A 17,291-nucleotide genomic window follows, 5' to 3' on the forward strand; every position below is an offset into this window, starting at 1 on the left:
TGCGGGCGTCGAACCACTGTATCGACGGGGGATCGCGCCCGGTGAGCGCAAATTGGCAGCGCGTTGGGGGCAAGCGGCGGGTTCGAACCGCGGAAGGTCTGACGGCGCGAGGCAGAAAGCCGGTCCGTAATTGGTGCAGGCCGCTGCCTGTTTTGGCGCCGGACCAAAGTCCGGCCATTGAATCGTCAGTTTCTGAAACCGGCGCCATCGACGCAAGGAAGTCGTACGCCTGGTAGCCCCAGCCAATAAACGCCGAGCGCAAGCGGGATCAGGAAGTACAGCGAGTCGTAGGTCCCGCTTCTTGCGGTTCTGATTCGGTGCGGTTCGACAAGTCAAGCTTGCGATAGATGCGCGGCAGGTTCGTCTTGCCGATCAGCCACTGACGTCCATGCAGTTCCCCGGCCCGACCATTTCGTTTTCCTTGGCATTGCCCGATGTGAACAGGCAGAAGTTCGTGCCGATCTCGCTTCCAAATTCCATCAGGAAATCGGGCCGGCCGTCGCGATCGAGGTCGCCCGCCCATATCAGCGTCGCGCGGAACGGCGGCGTGCTGCCGCCGAAGTCATGCAGGGCCGATCGCTTGCCATCGCCTTCGACAATCACCACACCGGATGTGGTGTAACGCAACGCGTACCGGCGGTCGTGAAACGCGAACCGCAGCGGTTCGACGCCGGGCTCGACCGTCCTCCCGCCGTTCGAGAACGTCAGATTCGCCGCGTCGACCCCGCCCTGCCTGAGCATTTTGCAATGCAACAGCGCAACGGCTTTTTTCACGTCGGGCGTGATTTCGACGACTGTGCCGTCCGGTTGCGCCGGTTCGAACCGAATGCGTGCCGGCGCGAGCGTCCAGTGGTTGCCGTCCGGCGCCAAGCCGAGCCACCCGTCGCCGAGATCGGCACCGGCCTCGCCGATGTCGTCGGCCAGCATCCGGGTCGGTTGCAGCACGAGACAGGCGTCACTGCCACCGTCCTGCGCGAAGGCCGTGGAGGAACCCAACAAGACAAGCAGCACGGCCAGCAGCGGTTTGATGTTCATGAATCGGCGATCGCGAAAGGTTCGAGGCCCGGATCGCAATTATGTGCCGGATTACAGAAACAGCGTCCCGACCAGTTCCGTGCGGTTCGACACGCCGAGCTTCCGGTACATGCGCATCAGATGCGTCTTGATGGTCGGCTGCCCGAGAGCGAGATCGCGTGCAATCTCCTTGTTCGAGCGGCCGTCGCGCACGAGGCGTGCGATCTGCTCTTCGCGGTAGGTCAGCCGCTCCCCGCAGTCGATGCGGTGGATCCCGCGCCGCGCACGCAGCAGCGGAGCGAGCGCCGCTTCGGCGACGGGCTGCAGCCGCGCCAGCGCGTCGACCTCGCCCGGCGCGAACCGGCCCGCCGTGCTGTTGCCTTCCGCGTCGCCTTTCCCGAAGCGCAGCAGCGAAAACGCGCCGACGGTGCGGCCCGCGTCGTCGCGCAGCCAGATCTCGACGACGTCGGCGACATCGTGCCGCCGCAGGAAACGCATCCAGTACGCGGACGCGGCACGTCTTTCGTCAGGCAATTGGGAAGCGAGCGTCACGACCGCGCGAACGCCCGCCGCGCAGCGCGACGGATGCAGCGGATCGAGCATCCGGTAGCGCGCGAGGTACGTGCGATGCATCGACTCCGGCATCCCGAATAGCTCGAAATCGGCCGGCTCGCCGCTCAGGTCGAGCCGGTAGAACACGATCGCGGACGGGCTCGCGAATGCATCGAACGCAGCGACGCACGCATGCAGCGCGCGCTGCCAGTCGGCGGCTTCGTGGTCGGCGGAAACGGATGGGGTCGGCATGATGGGAGCGGCCGGCGGCCGAACGCGTCGAAGTTCGGGCCAGCCTACCGGCGCCGAAAAGCGCCGGTGAGCACAAATCGGCAAATCGTCCCGGTTCGGCTGGTTCAGCCGATTCGACCGGGACGATGCGCTCGCGCGACGGGGCGCGCGCCGACTTTCAGTGCGCGTTCGCGGCGAACGTGTCGCAGGCGCTCACTTCACCGGCTTCCATCCCGCGCCGCAGCCAGTACATCCGCTGTTCGCTCGTGCCATGCGTGAAGCTTTCCGGCACGACGTAGCCCTGGCCTTGCTGCTGCAGCCGATCGTCGCCGATCGCGGCCGCCGCCTTCAGCCCCTCCTCGAAATCGCCGGGTTCCATCAGCCGCTGGTTCGCGCGCTCCGCGTTGTTCGCCCATACGCCGGCGAAGCAGTCGGCCTGCAGTTCCATCCGCACCGACAACGCGTTCGAGCGCGCCTGGCTCGAACGGCGGCGCGCGGCATCGACCTTGTCGGAAATGCCGAGCAGGTTCTGCACGTGATGGCCGACTTCGTGCGCGATCACGTAGGCCTGCGCGAAATCGCCGCCCGCGCCGAACCGCTTGCGCAATTCGTCATAGAAACCGAGATCGATATACACCTTGTGGTCGGCCGGACAGTAGAACGGCCCCATCGCGGTCTGGCCGGTGCCGCATGCGGTCGGCGTCGAGTTCGTGAACATCACGAGCTTCGGCGCCTCGTACTGCGCATGCAACTGGGTGTTGAACACGCCCGTCCATGTGCGCTCGATATTGCCGAGCACCTTGCGCGTGAACACCGCGCCGGGATCGTTCGCCGGCGCGCCCTGGTGCTGCGTGGGCGCGGGTTGCGCCTGCTGCTGGCGGCCCTGCAGCGCCGACGCGCCTTCGAGCACGACGCGCGGGTCGATCCCGAAGAAATACGATGCGGCCAGCGCCACCACGATCGTGCCGATGCCGATCGTCGCGCGGCCGCCAAACCCGCCGCCACCGCGTCGATCCTCGACGTTCGCGCTTTCTGTTTCGTCGTCCAGCCTCATTGCCGGCTCCTCCCTGCTCTTGTCGATGATCCGGCCGCGATGCGCAACCGGGCGATCCGCCGTCGCGCCACGCGCGATCGGCGGACGCGGTGGATCCGTATTCGTATCTGGCGCACGCTCGCGCCGATATCGCCGCGTGCCCTTCCGCTTGTACGACGGAATCGGCCGGCGCGCCGCGCCGGTGCGCGGGCTCGCCCGCGCTACGCCCGTACTATTTTGCCGGGCTTTTGCGACTTATCGCAAAAATACGGAGGATAGAGCGATTCGGCGCCGACGATCGTCAGCCATTGCAAAATGGCCGGGATCCTGCCGGCTGGCCTGGTGCCGCACCCCCCGGCCGTCCGGCCGATAGATGTTCATCCTTTCGGCGGATACCGGCGTGCGTCGACGCCACTTAAAGTGACCGGAAACGACACCCTTCCGGAGAACGACATGACGCACCCGCAACCCCGAACGATCGCGATCACCGGTGCAGGCACCGGCATCGGCGCCGCGTGCGCGCGCCGCTTCGCCGCCCGCGGCGAGCGCGTCGTGTTGATCGGACGACGCCGGCCACCGCTCGACGCGCTCGCCGCCGAGACGGGCGGGCTCGCCCTCGCCGGCGACGCCGCGAGCACGGCCGACTGGGCCCGCTTCCTGCCGGAGATCGCCGGACGGTTCGGCCCCGTCGACGCGCTCGTCGCGTGCGCGGGCGGCCACGGCCTCGGCCGTGCTGACGAAACCGACGACGCGCAATGGCGCGACGCGATGCACGCGAATCTCGACACCGCATTCGTCAGCGCACGCGCGTGCCTGCCTGACCTGATCGCGCGGCGCGGCAGTATCGTGCTGGTCGCGTCGATCGCCGCGCTCGCGGCCGGGCCGGGCGTGTGCGGCTATACGGTCGGCAAGCATGCGCTGCTCGGGCTCGCGCGTTCGCTCGCACGCGACTACGGGCCGCACGGCGTGCGTGCGAACGCGGTGTGCCCGGGCTGGGTCCGCACGCCGATGGCCGATGCGGAAATGGCGCCGCTGATGTCCGCGCATGGCGACACGCTCGACGGCGCGTATGCGCGCGTGAGCGCCGACGTGCCGCTGCGGCGCGCGGCCGACGCGGACGAAATCGCGGCCGTGTGCGCATTCCTCGCGTCGCCCGACGCGTCGTTCGTAACGGGCGCGACGCTCGTCGCCGACGGCGGCGCGATGGTCGTCGATGTGCCGACGCTCGCGTTCGACAAGCTTTGACGCCAGGCGGCGAAGCGTCCGCACGATGCGTGCTCGAGTGCGAGCGCGCGACGTGCCGCACATGTGGTCCGGCACTGCGTCGGCCGCGCCCGGCCCTGCACACGCCCCGCACGTGCCCCGCTCGTTTCCCGCCCCGGAAATCCGCTAACATCGACCGATCCCGCCGCCTTCGTGCGGCACCGCCTCACCGCTCGGAATTCGATGAACATCCGGTTTCTTGAAACCTTCGTCTGGCTCGCGAAGCTGGAGAACTTCCGGCTCACGGCCGAGAAACTGCACACGACGCAGGCGGCCGTGTCGAGCCGCATCGCGTCGCTCGAAGAGGCGTTCGACGTGCGGCTGTTCGACCGCAACACGCGCTCGGCCACGCTCACGCCCGCAGGCCGGCGCATGCTCGCGTACGCGGAGCGGATCGTGCGGCTCGACGGCGAGATGCGGCGCGACATCGACGCGGCGAGCGACGCGGGCCTGATCCGGATCGGCGTGATCGAGTCGATCGTGCACAGCTGGTTTCCGGCGCTGATGGCGCAATTGCGCGAGCGCTATCCGCGCCTCGACGTCGAGATCACGAGCGACACGACGCTGCACCTGATCCGCCTGCTCAGCACCGACGGCGTCGACCTGATCCTGCAGACCGACCCGGTGCCCGGCCCCGACTTCACGAACCTGCCGCTGTGCGAATTCCCGGTGCGCTGGGCGGCGAGCCCGCGCCTCGGGCTCGGCGGCGAACGGCTCGACGTCGCGCGGCTCGCCGCGTACCCGATCATCAGCTTCTCGCGCCACTCGGGGCCGCACGCGACAATCGAGCGGCTGTTCGCCGCCGTCGAGCGGCCGGCCAGCATCAACTGCATCACGTCGGTCGCCGCGATGATCCGGCTCGTCGCCGACGGTTTCGGCGTGGCCGCGCTGCCGCCCGCGATCATCGGGCGCGAACTGCAGGAAGGCGCACTCGAACTGCTCGACGTGGAACCCGAATTCCCCGCGCTGCCGATCGTCGCGTCGTATCGCACGCAAGGCCTACCGGTCGCCGCGCGCATCGCGGAGCTGGCGAGCGAAGTCGCGCGCGCGATACCGGCCGCCGCGAGTCATGCGAAGCCGGCCGCATCGGCAAAGGCCGAGGCCGATTCCGTCGCCAAGACCGCTGCCCGGCCGGCGACAAAGACCGGAACCGCGGCGGCAAAACGCACGCCGAAATCCGCGCCGCCCGCCGCTGCGGCGAAACGCCGTCCGCGCCGCTCATAAGAAAACCTGTTCACCGCGAATTTGTTTTCTTGTTGGACGGGCGCGGCCCGTCTTCGGGACACTGCGGTTCCTGACACACCCCGTCACAAGGAACCCGCAATGACCCGCCTTTCCCTTCCGCACGGCCAGCTCTGCGTCTGGACGGATATCGACCCCGCGCACGAAGCCGATTTCAACGCGTGGTACGACCGCGAGCACATGCAGGAGCGTGTCGCGATTCCCGGCTTCACGCATGCGCGGCGGTTTCGCGCGACCGACGGCGGCCCGCGCAAGTATCTCGCGCTGTACGTGACGGACACGCTCGACGTGTTCCGCGGCGACGCCTACCGGCGCGCGTTCACGCAGCAGACCGCATGGTCGCTCGCGAACTTCGAGCGCATGACGGGCACGCAGCGGCGGGTCGGCGACCTGACGATCGAGGCCGGCGATGGCGAAGGCGTGCATCTCGCGCTGTTCGTGCTGCCGCCCGAACGCATCGACGTGCCGCACCTGCGCGAGCGCTTCGACGCGGCGCTGCGCGAACCCGGCATCCATGCGGCACGGCTGTTCCGCACCGCGCCGGACTTGTCCGCGCCGATCGGCGCCGATGCGGCCGCGCGTCCGGCCGCCGACGCGCTCGTGCTGATCGAAGGCAGCGACGCCACGGCCACGCGCCGGGTCGCCGCCGCCATCGCCGGTCACGACGACGTGCGCACCTTCGATCTGATGTGGCGCGCCGCCGCGCCGCTGTCGGTCGCACGCGCCGAAACGCAATCGGCCGCCGCCCTGCCGGCCTGAACGCCGGCTTCGCCACCGGCCGCGGCGTCAGTCATCCGCACGCGGCCGGCGCATCGGCCCGCACGCGTCCCCCGTCATCCTTCACGACATGCCCGACACCATGAGCACTCTCGCCCAGCCCGCCGCCCACGCGCCCCGCCGTGTCCGCAACAGCCGACTCGCGTCCGCGAGCATGATCGGCACGTCGCTCGAGTGGTACGACTTCACGATCTACAACACGCTCGCCGCGCTCGTCTTCAATCATCTGTTCTTTCCGTCGGTCGACCCGCTGGCCGGCACGATCCTCGCGTTCTCGACCTATGCGGTCGGCTACGTGTCGCGTCCGCTCGGCGGCTTCGTGTTCGGCAACCTCGGCGACCGCATCGGCCGCCGCGCGGTGCTGATGCTCACGCTCGTGCTGATGGGGATCACGACCGCGCTGATGGGCGCGCTGCCGACCTATGCGCAGGCGGGCATCCTGAGCCCGATCCTGCTCGTCGCGCTGCGCTTCGTGCAGGGCGTCGCGCTTGGCGGCGAATGGGCCGGCGCGGTGCTGCTGTCGGTCGAGCACGGCGACCAGAAGCGGCGCGGGCTGTCCGCGTCGTGGACGCAAATGGGCCCGTCGTTCGGCACGCTGCTCGGCACCGGCTGCATCGCGCTCGTGACGCTGTCCACCACGTCCGACACCTTCCTGTCGTGGGGCTGGCGCGTGCCGTTCGCGGCCAGCGCGCTGCTCGTCGTGTTCGGCTTCTGGCTGCGTCGCGGCGTCGACGAAACGCCGCAGTTCGAGCAGCTCGCCGAGTCGCACGCGACCGCCGAAGTGCCCGTCGCCGAAGTGCTGAAATGCCACTGGCGGCGCCTGCTGATCGCCGGCGGCTCGCGCATCGGCTCCGACGTGCTGTATGCGCTGATCGTCGTGTTCACGCTGACCTACGTGACGACCGTGCTGCATCTGTCGCGCCCCGTCGCGCTGACGGCGGTGATGGTCGGCACGGCCTGCAACGCCCTCGCGGTGCCGTTCTTCGGCGCGCTGTCGGACCGCTTCGGGCGCCGTCCGGTGTACCTCGCCGGCGCGATCGCCGGCATCGTGTGGGCGTTCGTGTTCTTCACGATGCTCAACACGGCGCGGCCGGGCGCGATCGTCGCGGCCGTCGCGATCGGCCTCGTGATCCATGCGGTGATGTACGGCCCGCAAGGCGCGTTCGTCACCGAGCAGTTTCCGACGCGCGTCCGTTATGCGGGCTCGTCACTGGCGTACACGCTCGCCGGCATCGTCGGCGGCGGCTTCGCGCCGCTCGTGATCGCGACGCTGTTCCGCCAGACGGGGACGACGACGGCCGTGTCGCTGTACGTGACCGCGGCGCTCGTCGTGACCTCGATCGCGCTGCTCGCCGCGCGCGAGACCGCGCACCGTCCGCTCGCGGACTGAGCTCTCCTGGCGACCACCTCATTCATTCGCACTTCAAACGGATACCCGCATGCAAGCCCTGTCGTTCAACGTGATGTCCCTGCAAGGTGCGCCGGCACAGGTCGACGTCGAGATCGAACGCGTCGTGATCGCCGGCTGGGCAGGCCGCGATCCGGAAGCGATCCGCGCGCACATCGACGAACTCGCGGCGCTCGGCGTCGCGCCGCCGTCGACCACGCCGTGTTTCTATCGCGTAGCGTCCGCGCTGCTCACGCAGACGCCGTCGATCGGCGTGCTCGGCGCGCGCTCGGGCGGCGAGATCGAGTGCGTGCTGATCGACAGCCCGGCCGGCACGCTGGTGACGGTCGGTTCCGATCATACGGATCGGGAAGTCGAGGCTTACGGCGTCGCGGTGTCGAAACAGGTGTGCGCGAAGCCGCTCGGCCGCGATGCGTGGCGGCATGCGGACATCGCCGATCACTGGGACGCGATCGAAATGCGTTCGTGGCTGGTCGGGCCCGGCGGCGAACGCGTCGCGTATCAGCATGGCGCGCTCAACGGACTGCTCGCGCCGGAGGTGCTGTGGCAGCGCTTCGACGACCGGCGCACGATGCCCGCACGCTGCGCGATGTTCGGCGGTACCGTCGCCGTGCACGGCGCGATCGCGGCGATGGGCGACGGTGACACGTTCGAGATGGAACTGCACGATCCCGTGCTCGGACGCAGCCTGCGGCACCGATATGCGGTCGAGGCGTTGCCGGTCGTGGCGTGACGAAGCGTGGCGAGTGCGCCGGCAATGAAGGGCATCAACCGCATGCGGGCCTGCCAATCGCCTTCGCCGCCCGCCGTCATCGCAAGCACCCGAGCCCCGCGAGCGCCGCCTCCACCGCCGTATCGAGCGGCGTCACCGGCTCGCGGCCCAGTACCGCCGTCACGCGCGCGTTGTCCATCCGGAGCGGCTCGCGCCACAGATAACGCATCTCGATCATTTCGCGCATCGTCGTGACGAACGGCGCGGCGACCCACACGAGCCACCACGGGAAACGCCGCACCGTCGGCCGCATCCCGTGCCGCTGCGCGGCGCGGCGCACGGCCTGCGCCATCTGCGTGCCGTCCGCGTCCCAGTGACCGCCGAGATGAAAGCGCGCGAACGGCTCCAGCGTGTCGCGCCGCTCGATCAGTTCGACCATCGTGCGCGCGACGTCCGGCACGTACGCCCATTGATGGCCGACGCCCGGCCGGCCCGGCACGCTGATGGATGCAACCGGCCGCCCTGCCTTGACGAGCCCCTGCCCGAACCAGTTGTTGCCCGCGTGCGCGCCGAAGAAATCGCCGGCCCGCACGATGATCGTGCGCACGCCCTGCGCGGTCGCCGCCTGCAACCGCTGCTCCAGCTCGACGCGGATCGCGCCCTTGCGCGTCGTCGGATGCTGCGGGGCCTCTTCGCGCAACATCGGAAACGCGTCGGGACCGTAGTTGTAGATGGTTCCCGGCAGCACGACGGTCGCCTGCGCCGCCGTCGCCGCCGCGATCGTGTTGTCGATCATCGGCAGCACCTGCCCGCTCCAGTTCCGGTAGCCGGGCGGGTTCACCGCATGCACGATCACGCTGCAGCCGCGCGCCGCGCGGACCACCGCCTCGCGGTCGAGCGCGTCGCCGCACATCCATGCGATCCCGTCGCGCTCCACCGTCGCGACGTCGAGCCCGCGCTTGAGCGCGCGCACCTGCCAGCCGGCATCGCGCAGCTGACGCGCGACCTCGCCGCCGATGCCTCCGCTCGCGCCGAGCACGAGTGCCGTTCGTTGCGTCCCGCCTGCGTTCGCCGTCATTGCCGTTCTCCGTGTATGAACCGTTGACAGCACGCATTCTGGCGCCCGGCCGCCTAACAAGGAATTGCCGAACCCGTGGATCGGCTATACATTTATGCATGACCATCGATCTGAACTGGGAACGCTACCGCACCTTCCTCGCCGTGCTGACGGAAGGCTCGCTGTCGGGCGCGGCGCGCGCGCTCGGCATCACGCAGCCGACGGCCGGCCGCCACGTCGCGGCGCTCGAGGCCGCATTCGGCCAGACGCTGTTCACGCGCTCGCCGTCGGGGCTGCTGCCGACCGAGGCGGCCCTCGCGCTGCGCGGCCATGCCGAGGCGCTGCGCAGCGCGGCGGCCGCGTTCGAGCGGGCGGCCGCGAGCCACGGCGCGGGCGTGCGCGGCACCGTGCGAATCTCGGCCAGCGACGTGATCGCGGTCGAGGTGCTGCCGCCGATGCTCGCGCAATTGCGGCGCGACCATCCGGGGCTCGTGATCGAACTGGTACCGACCGACCGCATCCAGGACGTACTGAACCGCGAGGCCGACATCGCGGTGCGGATGACGCCGCCCGCGCAGGACGCGCTCGTCGCGCGGCGCGTCGGCGAGATCGACATCGGGCTGTATGCGCGCGACGACTACCTGGCACGCAACGGCACACCGTCGACCATCAGCGAACTCGCCCATCACGCGCTGATCGGGTTCGATACGGTCACGCCGTTCATCCGCTCGGCCGCGCGCGGGATGCCGTTGTGGAAGCGCGATGCGTTCGCGCTGCGCACCGACAGCAATCTCGCGCAACTCGCGATGATCCGCGCGGGCTACGGGATCGGCTTCTGCCAGAACGGGCTTGCGAAACGCGATGCGCGACTCGTGCGCGTGCTGCCGGACGGGCCCACGATGAAACTGGAAACCTGGGTGGTCATGCACGAGGATCTGCGCACGAGCCCGCGTTGCCGGGCCGTGTTCGATGCACTGGCGAACGGGCTGCACGCGTATGCCGACGGGACGGCCGACTAGGCCGTTCAAGCCCGCCGCCGCGCACGCCGCGCTTCACGCTTCACATCAGCAACTGCCGCGACAGCACCTCGCGCGCCTGCGTGACCGTCTCGCGCTCGCCCGGCATCGGCGGCGTCAACGAGAACACCGCGTCGGGCAGCGCCGGCAGCCGGTATTTCGCGCCGAGCCGCACGAGGCCCTCGCCGATCGCCGACGCGCACAGGCAGCCGACACCGAGCCCCGCCGCGAGCATCGACTGCAACCCCGCGACACCTGACGCGCTGTGCACGAGCACGTACGGCGCGTGCTGCTCGTCGAGCGAGCGCACCGCGATCTGATGCATCATGCAGTCGTCCGGCAGCAGCACGAGCGGTAACGGTTCGGGCAACTGCTCGGCGAGCGCCGGCGACGTGACCCACGACAGCGGCTCGCGCCGCAGCACCCAGCGCGTATCGGCCGACGCGGGCCGGAACGGACCGCTCGACAGGTTCATCACGACGCCGAGATCGATCTGCCCGCGCGCATGCGCGGCTTCGATCTCCGCGCTCTTCATCGCGCTCACGTGCAGGCTCAGTTGCGGGTAGCACTCTCGCAGCCTCGCGAGCAGGCCCGCGACTTCATGCGTGCGGTAGTAGTCGGTGATCGCGACGCGCAACTCGCCCTTGATCGCCTGTCCGCGCAGCTCGTCGAACGCGGCCTCGTTCAGCGCGACGATGCGCCGCGCATGCTGCAACAGGCGCGTGCCGGCCGGCGTCGGCTCGACGCCGCGCTTGCTGCGCACGAACAGCGGCACGCCGGCGCGCGATTCGAGCTTGCGCACCTGCTCGCTGACCGTCGACTGCGACAGGTGCAGCAGCGGCGCGGCGGCCGTCAGGCTGCCGGCGTCCGCCACCGCCGCGAAGGTACGTAGCTGATCCAGGTCGAAACCGCGCATCGCCCTCTCCATCCATCGGATAACCCGATGGATGCTACCACCAATTCCCGCTTTTCCGAATCATCGACGGTCCCCAGAATATCGGTTCACGGGCGCGCCTGAATACCGTTTCGACCGGATTCAGCATGCGGCCCTCATTCTTCCGGACTTGCGTTCATGACCGACAACACCCTCGCCCCTTGCGCACCGGCCGGCGCGGCCGCCGCGGCATCGCCGCGCAGCCATCACGGCTGGGCGCTCGTGGTCCTGCTGGTCGGCGCCATTCTGCCGCCGCTCGACTACTTCATCGTGAATCTCGCGCTGCCGGCCATCCGCGACGGCATCGGTGCGCGCCCGGCCGAGCTGCAGCTCGTCGTGTCGGCCTACGCGTGCGCGAACGCGGTCGTGCAGATCACCGGCGGGCGGCTCGGCGACCTGTACGGCCGCAAGCGGATGTTCATGGTCGGGATGGCCGGCTTCGTCGTCGCATCGGCGTTGTGCGGGCTCGCCGGCAGCGGCGCGGTGCTGGTCGGCGGCCGCGTGCTGCAGGGCCTGTTCGCCGCGATTCTCGCGCCGCAGGTGCTCGCGACGATTCGCAGCGTGTTTACGCCGCAGGAGCAGGTGCGCGTGATGGGCTTCTACGGTTTCGTGTTCGGGCTCGCGGCCGTGATCGGCCAGCTCGGCGGCGGTGCGCTGATCAGCCTGCATCCGTTCGGGCTCGGCTGGCGCGCGATCTTCCTGGTCAATGTGCCGATCGGCATCCTCGCGCTGCTCGGCAGCTCGCGCTTCATCCCGGAGAGTCGGCCGCCGCGCGGCCAGCGCATCGACGTGCCCGGCACGGTGCTGCTGTCGCTGTTCCTGCTGATGCTCGTCTATCCGCTCACGCACGGGCGCGAGGCGGGCTGGCCGCTGTGGATGGTCGCGTGCATCGTTGGCGCGCTGCCGATGCTCGGCGCGCTGCTGGCGGTCGAAGCGCGCCGGCTCGCCGGCGGCCGCGATGCGCTGCTCGACGTGCGCCTGCTGCGCAACCCGGTCGTCGCGCTCGGGCTCACGCTCGCGTTCCTGTTCTACATGCTGAGCGCGTTCTTCCTGAGCTACGGGATCTATCTGCAGGGCTGCCTGAACTGGTCGCCGCTTGCGTCGGGGCTCGCGATCCTGCCGCTCGGCATCGGCTTCCTCGCCAGCCCGTTGCTGATGCCGCGGCTCGTCGCCCGGTTCGGCGGCTATCGCGTGCTCACGCTCGGCTTCGCGATGCTCACGGCCGGCGTCGCGACCGCCGCCGCGCTCGCCGGCGAACATGCGCCCGGCGCGGGCTTCTATGCGGGCATCGCGGCGATCGGCGTCGGGCAAGGGCTCGTGCTGCCGTCGGTCGTACGGATCGTGCTCGCGGAAGTCGACGCGGCGCGCGCCGGGGTCGCGTCCGGCATGGTCACCGCGATGCTGCAGATCGGCGCGGCCGTCGGTGCAGCGACGCTCGGCGGGTTGTTCTTCGCGCGGCTCGGCGCGCAGCCGGCGGCGCTCGACTACGTGCAGGGATTCAGGACGGCGATGTGGGCGCTGACGGTCGTGCTGCTCGTATGCGTCGCGCTGTCGGCCGCGTTGGGGCCGATGCATCGGCGGGCGCATGCCGGCGCGTGACGGCGGCGGGCGCGTCGCCCATCGCCGGCCGCGACACGGAAACGGTGCATGCGCGACCGCTCGCCGGCATCGGGCTCACGGGTGATGCTTGCGCGACGCGTGGCGCGCTTCCCATTCGGCCAGTTCGACGCGATAGCGCGCCAGCGCTTCGTCGTACAGGTCGAAAACGCACGGCGAGCAGCCGCTGTTGCAGCAGTCTTCCAGTTCAGGTTGTTCGGGCGGGGTGGGACGCGGATCGTCGTCCGGCGTATCCGCGGTGGCAGGCTTGGTCACGTCTTCATTCGGTCACATGATGCTGAACGAACAGTATACGGTGATGGACTGCGACATGCAGGCACCCCGCCCGCGCGGGACCCTGCGTTCGCGCGTCGACGACCGACCAACAGGAGCCGCGTCATGGCCGAAGCAGTGAATCCGCCGGAACTCTGGGCGCCGTTCGGCGCGTTCTCGATGGCCGTGGTCCAGGGTGACGGCCGGATCGTCCACCTGAAGGGACAGATCGCACTCGACAGGGACGGACACGTCGTGGGTGCCGCCGACATGCGCGCGCAGGTCCGGCAAACGCTCGGCAACATTCGCGACGTGCTCGCCGCGATCGGCGGACAGATGCAGGATGTGATCTCGCTGGTTCACTACGCGACCGACATCGACGCTTTCATGCAGGCCGGCGACATCCGCGAGACGTTCTTCGCCGAACCCTATCCCGTGACGACAACCGTCCAGGTCGAACGTCTCTACCGACCCGACCTGCTGATCGAAATCGCGGCGATCGCGGAAATTCCGCGCGCGCGATTCCGCATGCGTTGACGTCGTGCGCGGGCGCGACAGCCTGCCACCCGCTACGCCACGCGCCCACTCACCGGAATCGAGGCGCCGGTAATCGCCTGCGCATCGGCCGACAGCAGGAACCCGATCGTCGCCGCGAGCTGCTCGGGCCGGACCCAGCGCGAGAAGTCCGCGTCCGGCATGTCCGCACGGTTCGGCGGCGTGTCGATGATGCTCGGCAGCAGCGCGTTCACGGTCACGCCGCGATCGAGCAGTTCCGCCGCCAGCGCCTCGGTGAGCCGCGCGACGCCCGCCTTCGCCGCCGCATACGCGCCCATTCCCGCGCCGGCCTTGAACGCCGCGCCGGCGCCGATGTTGACGATACGGCCGGCCGGACTCGCCACCAGATACGGCAGCGCGGCCTTCGACGCATTCAGCGCCGTCTTCACGTTCAGTTCGTACATGCGGTCCCACGTGGCTGCGTCGCCGTCGGCGATCGTCTGCCAAGTGAACGCGCCCGCGATGTTCAGCAGCGCATCGACCCGGCCGAATTCGCGATTCACGGTGTCGAGCGCGCGCGCGGCCGCCTGCGGATCGACGAGGTCGATACCGCCGATGCGCAGCGCATCGGCCGGCACGCCGGGCAACGCCTGCGCGTCCGGCGCCGCGCCCCGGCCGATCAGCGCGACGCGGGCGCCGCGTTGGCCGAGCCATGCGGCCGTGGCGACGCCGAGATGACCGAATCCGCCGGTGATCGCGACTGCCTTGCCTTTCAGGTCGTGTTCCATCGATGTGCTCTCCTTGAGTCCAGGGGTGTTTGATGATGCGTGGTTCGTGGGCAATGCCGGCGCGATACGGACGCGCCCGGCCGGCGTTTCGACAGCGTAGCGCCGTTCACGCTTGCGTGGGCACTACGACGCATGCGTAGATACGGGCCACGTCGGCGAGCCGACACGCCGGCACTTCATGCATGCGCCGCGCTCGGGCGGCATAATGCCCGATCACGGTCCGCCGCGCGATGAATCATGATCGCGTCGGCCCGTTGAGCGGCCTGCGCCGTTTCCGTATCGAAACCCGAACCTCAATCCGTCTATCCCATGCAAGTAATCGTCGTTGGCACCGGCAAGCTGGCAACCGAACTGCTCGGCTCGCACCGTCTCGATCCGTCGACCTGCCACGTGATGGCCTGGTCCGAGCACGCACGCACCGAGCTGCAACGTAGCGATGACGCCGGACGTAGCGACGCCCGGCGTATCGACGCGCGATCGATCGTCGTGCACGCCGGGTCTGGCCGCGAATTGCCCGACGCGATCGCATTCTGCCAGGCAACCGGTTCGCCGCTCGTCGAGCTGTCCACCGGCTCCGACCTCGAAACCGGATCGCACGACTTCCCCATCGTGCTCTGTCCGAATACGAACATCCTGATGCTCAAGTTCATGAGCATGCTGGAAACGAGCGGCCACCTGTTTCGCGACTGCCGCATCAGCGTGACGGAGTCGCACCAGGCCAGCAAGACATCCGTGCCCGGCACCGCGGTCGGCATCGGTCAATCGCTCGGCATTCCAGCGCAGGAGATCCGCTCCGTACGCGACCCGAGCGAGCAGCGCGACGCATTGCAAATTCCCGACGATCAGCTCGGCCGCCATGCGTTCCACCGGATCCGCATCGAGGACGACGCGAGCAGCCTGCAGTTCGAATCCCGCGTGTACGGCGCGGCGCCTTACGCGGACGGCGTGTCGCGGATCATCGAGGCCGTCCGGCAGCACGCGCTCGAACCCCGCCGGTATTCGATCGTCGAGTTCATTCACAACGGCTGGCTGTAGGCGCAGCACGCGCGACGATGCGCAGGCCGACCGTCGACGCGCCTGCCGGCCCGCGCGACGGCCGCAATCGCGCCATCGTCGACGCTCGCGTTACGCGTCCCCCAGCACGACCCCGCTCTCGGGCAACGTCGCGCCGCCATCGACGACGATCGTCTGCCCGGTGATGTACGCCGCGTCGGCCGACGCGAGAAACAGCATCGCATTCGCGATGTCCTCCGGCTCGCCCATCCGCGCGAGCGGAATGTCGCGCGCGATCTGGGCGGCGACCGACGCATCGCCGAGATTGCCGGCCGCCGGCGTGCGGATCATTCCCGGCTCGACGCCGTTGACCGTCACGTTGCGGCGCGCGAGTTCAAGCGCCGCCGCGCGGATGAAGCCGTTCACGCCGGCCTTCGACGCCGCGTAGTGCGCGAGCCCCGGATAGACGACGCGCGGCCCAGTCACCGACGACGTGGCGAGCAGCCGCCCCGCCCCCGCGCGCTCGAATGCCGGCAGCGCGGCCTGCGCGAGCCAGAACAGCGCCGACAGGTTGACCGACAGCGTCCGCGCAAGCGTCGGCTCGTCGATCTGCGCAAACGGCGTGAGCGGAAAATACGCGGCGTTGTGGACAACGACGTCGAGCCGGCCGCCATCGCGTTCGACCGCCGCGACGAGTGCGCAGAGCTCGTCGCGACTCGCGGCGTCGACGCGATACGCGCGCGCGTTGCCGCCCATGCAGACGAGCGCGTCTGCCTGCGCGGCAGCCGCATCGGCGTTGAGATCGGCGAGCGCGACGAACGCATCGGATTGCGCGAAACGACGCGCGATCGCGGCGCCGATTCCCTGCGCGGCGCCCGTGACCAGCACGACGCGTCCGCTGAAATCGGCACGCAGGCGGCCGCTGCCCGGCACGGGGTTCATCGCTGCGCCTCGCCGCCGAGCGGATGCACGGTTTCGTTCAGAACCTGCGCATGCGCGCCGACGGGGAAGTTCGACAGCGTGCCGAAATCGCCGCCCTGATAGCCGAAGATCTTGCCGTCGGTCTTGCGTTGCGCGAGATCGATCAGCACGACGCCGAGCGTCGGCACCACCTTCTCGCGCCATACGAACAGATACAGCTCATCGGCGATCCTGAAGTAATGGCAGCGGTCTACGTCGGCGAGCCCGTCTTCGACGCCCTGCAGGCATTGCCATGCGTAGAAATTCTCGTTCAGGTAGATGTGCTCGTAGCATTCGGTCGGGCTGTAGCGATACATCGTCCGCTTGCCGATCAGTTCGCGCGTGGGGCCGTGCAGCGGGCCCGGCTGCGCGTGGCCGCCGAGCGTGCCGTGCCGGAACGCCGCGTCGACGCCCGTGAGCGGCAGCCCGCGGGCGACGCGCGTGAACGCGTCGATATGCGTGTCGGCGTCGGTCGGCAGCGTGCCGACCACCGACGTCCACACGCCATTGCCGACATCGATCACGAGGCTGACCGATGTCGCGCGGGCTGCCGGATCGATGTAGTCGACGAAATACAGCCCGTCGCGCAACCGCGTCACGCGGCACGGTGCGCGGCCGCCCGTATCGGTCGCCGCGTCGCGCCATTGCAACGCGCCCGCCTCGAACGTATAGACGCGCCATGCACCGGCTGCGTCGCCGAGGGCCAGCGAGCGTCCGGCGAGTGCGTTCACGGGTGCGAGGATGTGCGCGTCGGGCGCGAAACCGTCCGCGAGCGCGCCAACCTGAATGAATACCGGATCCTGTCGTTCCACCTGCCGTCTCCCGCGCAGCTTCAGGCCCGGCGGGCCATGTACGCTGCTCATGTGCACATGGTGCGGGCTGCGCGCGCCGCGCGGTATCGGCCAAAAGGATGAAGGGCGCGCGGCGCCGGAACGCGCTAGAGTGCA

The 17,291-nt window shown here is 69.4% G+C and carries 18 protein-coding genes; 9 read left to right on the top strand and 9 right to left on the bottom strand.

The window, feature by feature from the left end; all coding sequences use genetic code 11:
• Window positions 1–372: 372 nt before the first annotated feature.
• From ACP26O_RS18410 to ypfJ, 3 genes are all read right to left on the bottom strand, one after another.
• Window positions 373–1,035 carry a hypothetical protein gene (locus ACP26O_RS18410; protein WP_175654519.1) on the bottom strand — a complete coding sequence of 221 codons (663 nt, stop codon included), beginning with the start codon at window positions 1,033–1,035 and terminating at the stop codon, window positions 373–375.
• A 51-nt stretch (window positions 1,036–1,086) separates the two neighbouring features.
• Window positions 1,087–1,818: a helix-turn-helix transcriptional regulator gene (locus ACP26O_RS18415; protein ID WP_175663539.1), complete on the bottom strand. Its 732-nt coding sequence runs from the start codon at window positions 1,816–1,818 to the stop codon at window positions 1,087–1,089.
• A 157-nt stretch (window positions 1,819–1,975) separates the two neighbouring features.
• Window positions 1,976–2,851, bottom strand: a complete 876-nt coding sequence (gene ypfJ, locus ACP26O_RS18420) for a KPN_02809 family neutral zinc metallopeptidase (protein ID WP_126225681.1) — start codon at window positions 2,849–2,851, stop codon at window positions 1,976–1,978.
• 432 nt (window positions 2,852–3,283) lie between these two features.
• On the opposite strand from ypfJ, the gene ACP26O_RS18425 reads away from it, so the two are divergent.
• The 5 genes from ACP26O_RS18425 (at window position 3,284) to ACP26O_RS18445 (ending at window position 8,253) form a co-directional block, all read left to right on the top strand.
• Window positions 3,284–4,075, top strand: a complete 792-nt coding sequence (locus tag ACP26O_RS18425) for an SDR family NAD(P)-dependent oxidoreductase (protein ID WP_175663538.1) — start codon at window positions 3,284–3,286, stop codon at window positions 4,073–4,075.
• Between the two features lie 201 nt (window positions 4,076–4,276).
• Window positions 4,277–5,317: a LysR family transcriptional regulator gene (locus ACP26O_RS18430; protein WP_175663537.1), complete on the top strand. Its 1,041-nt coding sequence runs from the start codon at window positions 4,277–4,279 to the stop codon at window positions 5,315–5,317.
• A gap of 99 nt (window positions 5,318–5,416) precedes the next feature.
• Complete coding sequence (locus ACP26O_RS18435) at window positions 5,417–6,094, top strand: DUF4286 family protein (RefSeq protein ID WP_175663536.1); 678 nt, start codon at window positions 5,417–5,419, stop codon at window positions 6,092–6,094.
• A gap of 88 nt (window positions 6,095–6,182) precedes the next feature.
• Complete coding sequence (locus ACP26O_RS18440; protein ID WP_175663535.1) at window positions 6,183–7,502, top strand: MFS transporter; 1,320 nt, start codon at window positions 6,183–6,185, stop codon at window positions 7,500–7,502.
• Between the two features lie 49 nt (window positions 7,503–7,551).
• A complete protein-coding gene (locus ACP26O_RS18445; protein ID WP_175663534.1) occupies window positions 7,552–8,253 on the top strand; it encodes a DUF2848 domain-containing protein in 702 nt (233 codons plus the stop codon).
• A gap of 76 nt (window positions 8,254–8,329) precedes the next feature.
• Here ACP26O_RS18445 and ACP26O_RS18450 read toward each other — a convergent pair whose 3' ends face one another.
• Window positions 8,330–9,310 carry an NAD-dependent epimerase/dehydratase family protein gene (locus ACP26O_RS18450; RefSeq protein ID WP_175663533.1) on the bottom strand — a complete coding sequence of 327 codons (981 nt, stop codon included), beginning with the start codon at window positions 9,308–9,310 and terminating at the stop codon, window positions 8,330–8,332.
• 98 nt (window positions 9,311–9,408) lie between these two features.
• On the opposite strand from ACP26O_RS18450, the gene ACP26O_RS18455 reads away from it, so the two are divergent.
• Window positions 9,409–10,308, top strand: coding sequence for a LysR family transcriptional regulator (locus ACP26O_RS18455; protein ID WP_175663532.1), 900 nt, complete (start codon window positions 9,409–9,411; stop codon window positions 10,306–10,308).
• A 40-nt stretch (window positions 10,309–10,348) separates the two neighbouring features.
• Here the strand turns inward: ACP26O_RS18455 and ACP26O_RS18460 are convergent, their stop codons facing one another.
• Window positions 10,349–11,221 carry a LysR family transcriptional regulator gene (locus tag ACP26O_RS18460; RefSeq protein WP_175663531.1) on the bottom strand — a complete coding sequence of 291 codons (873 nt, stop codon included), beginning with the start codon at window positions 11,219–11,221 and terminating at the stop codon, window positions 10,349–10,351.
• 156 nt (window positions 11,222–11,377) lie between these two features.
• Between ACP26O_RS18460 and ACP26O_RS18465 the strand changes: the two genes are divergently transcribed.
• Complete coding sequence (locus ACP26O_RS18465; RefSeq protein WP_175663530.1) at window positions 11,378–12,838, top strand: MFS transporter; 1,461 nt, start codon at window positions 11,378–11,380, stop codon at window positions 12,836–12,838.
• A 75-nt stretch (window positions 12,839–12,913) separates the two neighbouring features.
• Here the strand turns inward: ACP26O_RS18465 and ACP26O_RS18470 are convergent, their stop codons facing one another.
• Complete coding sequence (locus ACP26O_RS18470; protein ID WP_041491497.1) at window positions 12,914–13,111, bottom strand: oxidoreductase-like domain-containing protein; 198 nt, start codon at window positions 13,109–13,111, stop codon at window positions 12,914–12,916.
• A gap of 123 nt (window positions 13,112–13,234) precedes the next feature.
• Between ACP26O_RS18470 and ACP26O_RS18475 the strand changes: the two genes are divergently transcribed.
• Window positions 13,235–13,645: a RidA family protein gene (locus ACP26O_RS18475; protein WP_175663529.1), complete on the top strand. Its 411-nt coding sequence runs from the start codon at window positions 13,235–13,237 to the stop codon at window positions 13,643–13,645.
• A 32-nt stretch (window positions 13,646–13,677) separates the two neighbouring features.
• Here the strand turns inward: ACP26O_RS18475 and ACP26O_RS18480 are convergent, their stop codons facing one another.
• Window positions 13,678–14,391: an SDR family NAD(P)-dependent oxidoreductase gene (locus ACP26O_RS18480; RefSeq protein ID WP_175663528.1), complete on the bottom strand. Its 714-nt coding sequence runs from the start codon at window positions 14,389–14,391 to the stop codon at window positions 13,678–13,680.
• 309 nt (window positions 14,392–14,700) lie between these two features.
• On the opposite strand from ACP26O_RS18480, the gene ACP26O_RS18485 reads away from it, so the two are divergent.
• The gene (locus ACP26O_RS18485; protein WP_175663527.1) at window positions 14,701–15,426 is read left to right on the top strand and encodes a dihydrodipicolinate reductase C-terminal domain-containing protein; all 726 of its coding nucleotides are present in this window, start codon (window positions 14,701–14,703) and stop codon (window positions 15,424–15,426) included.
• A 90-nt stretch (window positions 15,427–15,516) separates the two neighbouring features.
• On the opposite strand, the gene ACP26O_RS18490 is transcribed toward ACP26O_RS18485, so the two are convergent.
• Both ACP26O_RS18490 and ACP26O_RS18495 read right to left on the bottom strand, forming a co-directional pair.
• A complete protein-coding gene (locus tag ACP26O_RS18490; RefSeq protein ID WP_175663526.1) occupies window positions 15,517–16,326 on the bottom strand; it encodes an SDR family oxidoreductase in 810 nt (269 codons plus the stop codon).
• Window positions 16,323–17,156: a molybdenum cofactor biosynthesis F family protein gene (locus tag ACP26O_RS18495; protein ID WP_175663812.1), complete on the bottom strand. Its 834-nt coding sequence runs from the start codon at window positions 17,154–17,156 to the stop codon at window positions 16,323–16,325. Before ACP26O_RS18495 ends, ACP26O_RS18490 begins: the two co-directional genes overlap by 4 nt.
• Between the last annotated feature and the right edge of the window lie 135 nt (window positions 17,157–17,291).

It is taken from the genome of Burkholderia sp. R-40 (genome assembly GCF_049942845.1).
Taxonomy (GTDB): Bacteria; Pseudomonadota; Gammaproteobacteria; order Burkholderiales; family Burkholderiaceae; genus Burkholderia; species Burkholderia ambifaria.

Coding starts and splice junctions, on each gene's coding strand:
- ACP26O_RS18410 (WP_175654519.1), bottom strand. CDS start 1,035: ATGAACATCAAACCGCTGCTGGCCGTGCTGCTTGTCTTGTTGGGTTCC.
- ACP26O_RS18415 (WP_175663539.1), bottom strand. CDS start 1,818: ATGCCGACCCCATCCGTTTCCGCCGACCACGAAGCCGCCGACTGGCAG.
- ypfJ (WP_126225681.1), bottom strand. CDS start 2,851: ATGAGGCTGGACGACGAAACAGAAAGCGCGAACGTCGAGGATCGACGC.
- ACP26O_RS18425 (WP_175663538.1), top strand. CDS start 3,284: ATGACGCACCCGCAACCCCGAACGATCGCGATCACCGGTGCAGGCACC.
- ACP26O_RS18430 (WP_175663537.1), top strand. CDS start 4,277: ATGAACATCCGGTTTCTTGAAACCTTCGTCTGGCTCGCGAAGCTGGAG.
- ACP26O_RS18435 (WP_175663536.1), top strand. CDS start 5,417: ATGACCCGCCTTTCCCTTCCGCACGGCCAGCTCTGCGTCTGGACGGAT.
- ACP26O_RS18440 (WP_175663535.1), top strand. CDS start 6,183: ATGCCCGACACCATGAGCACTCTCGCCCAGCCCGCCGCCCACGCGCCC.
- ACP26O_RS18445 (WP_175663534.1), top strand. CDS start 7,552: ATGCAAGCCCTGTCGTTCAACGTGATGTCCCTGCAAGGTGCGCCGGCA.
- ACP26O_RS18450 (WP_175663533.1), bottom strand. CDS start 9,310: ATGACGGCGAACGCAGGCGGGACGCAACGAACGGCACTCGTGCTCGGC.
- ACP26O_RS18455 (WP_175663532.1), top strand. CDS start 9,409: ATGACCATCGATCTGAACTGGGAACGCTACCGCACCTTCCTCGCCGTG.
- ACP26O_RS18460 (WP_175663531.1), bottom strand. CDS start 11,221: ATGCGCGGTTTCGACCTGGATCAGCTACGTACCTTCGCGGCGGTGGCG.
- ACP26O_RS18465 (WP_175663530.1), top strand. CDS start 11,378: ATGACCGACAACACCCTCGCCCCTTGCGCACCGGCCGGCGCGGCCGCC.
- ACP26O_RS18475 (WP_175663529.1), top strand. CDS start 13,235: ATGGCCGAAGCAGTGAATCCGCCGGAACTCTGGGCGCCGTTCGGCGCG.
- ACP26O_RS18480 (WP_175663528.1), bottom strand. CDS start 14,391: ATGGAACACGACCTGAAAGGCAAGGCAGTCGCGATCACCGGCGGATTC.
- ACP26O_RS18485 (WP_175663527.1), top strand. CDS start 14,701: ATGCAAGTAATCGTCGTTGGCACCGGCAAGCTGGCAACCGAACTGCTC.
- ACP26O_RS18490 (WP_175663526.1), bottom strand. CDS start 16,326: ATGAACCCCGTGCCGGGCAGCGGCCGCCTGCGTGCCGATTTCAGCGGA.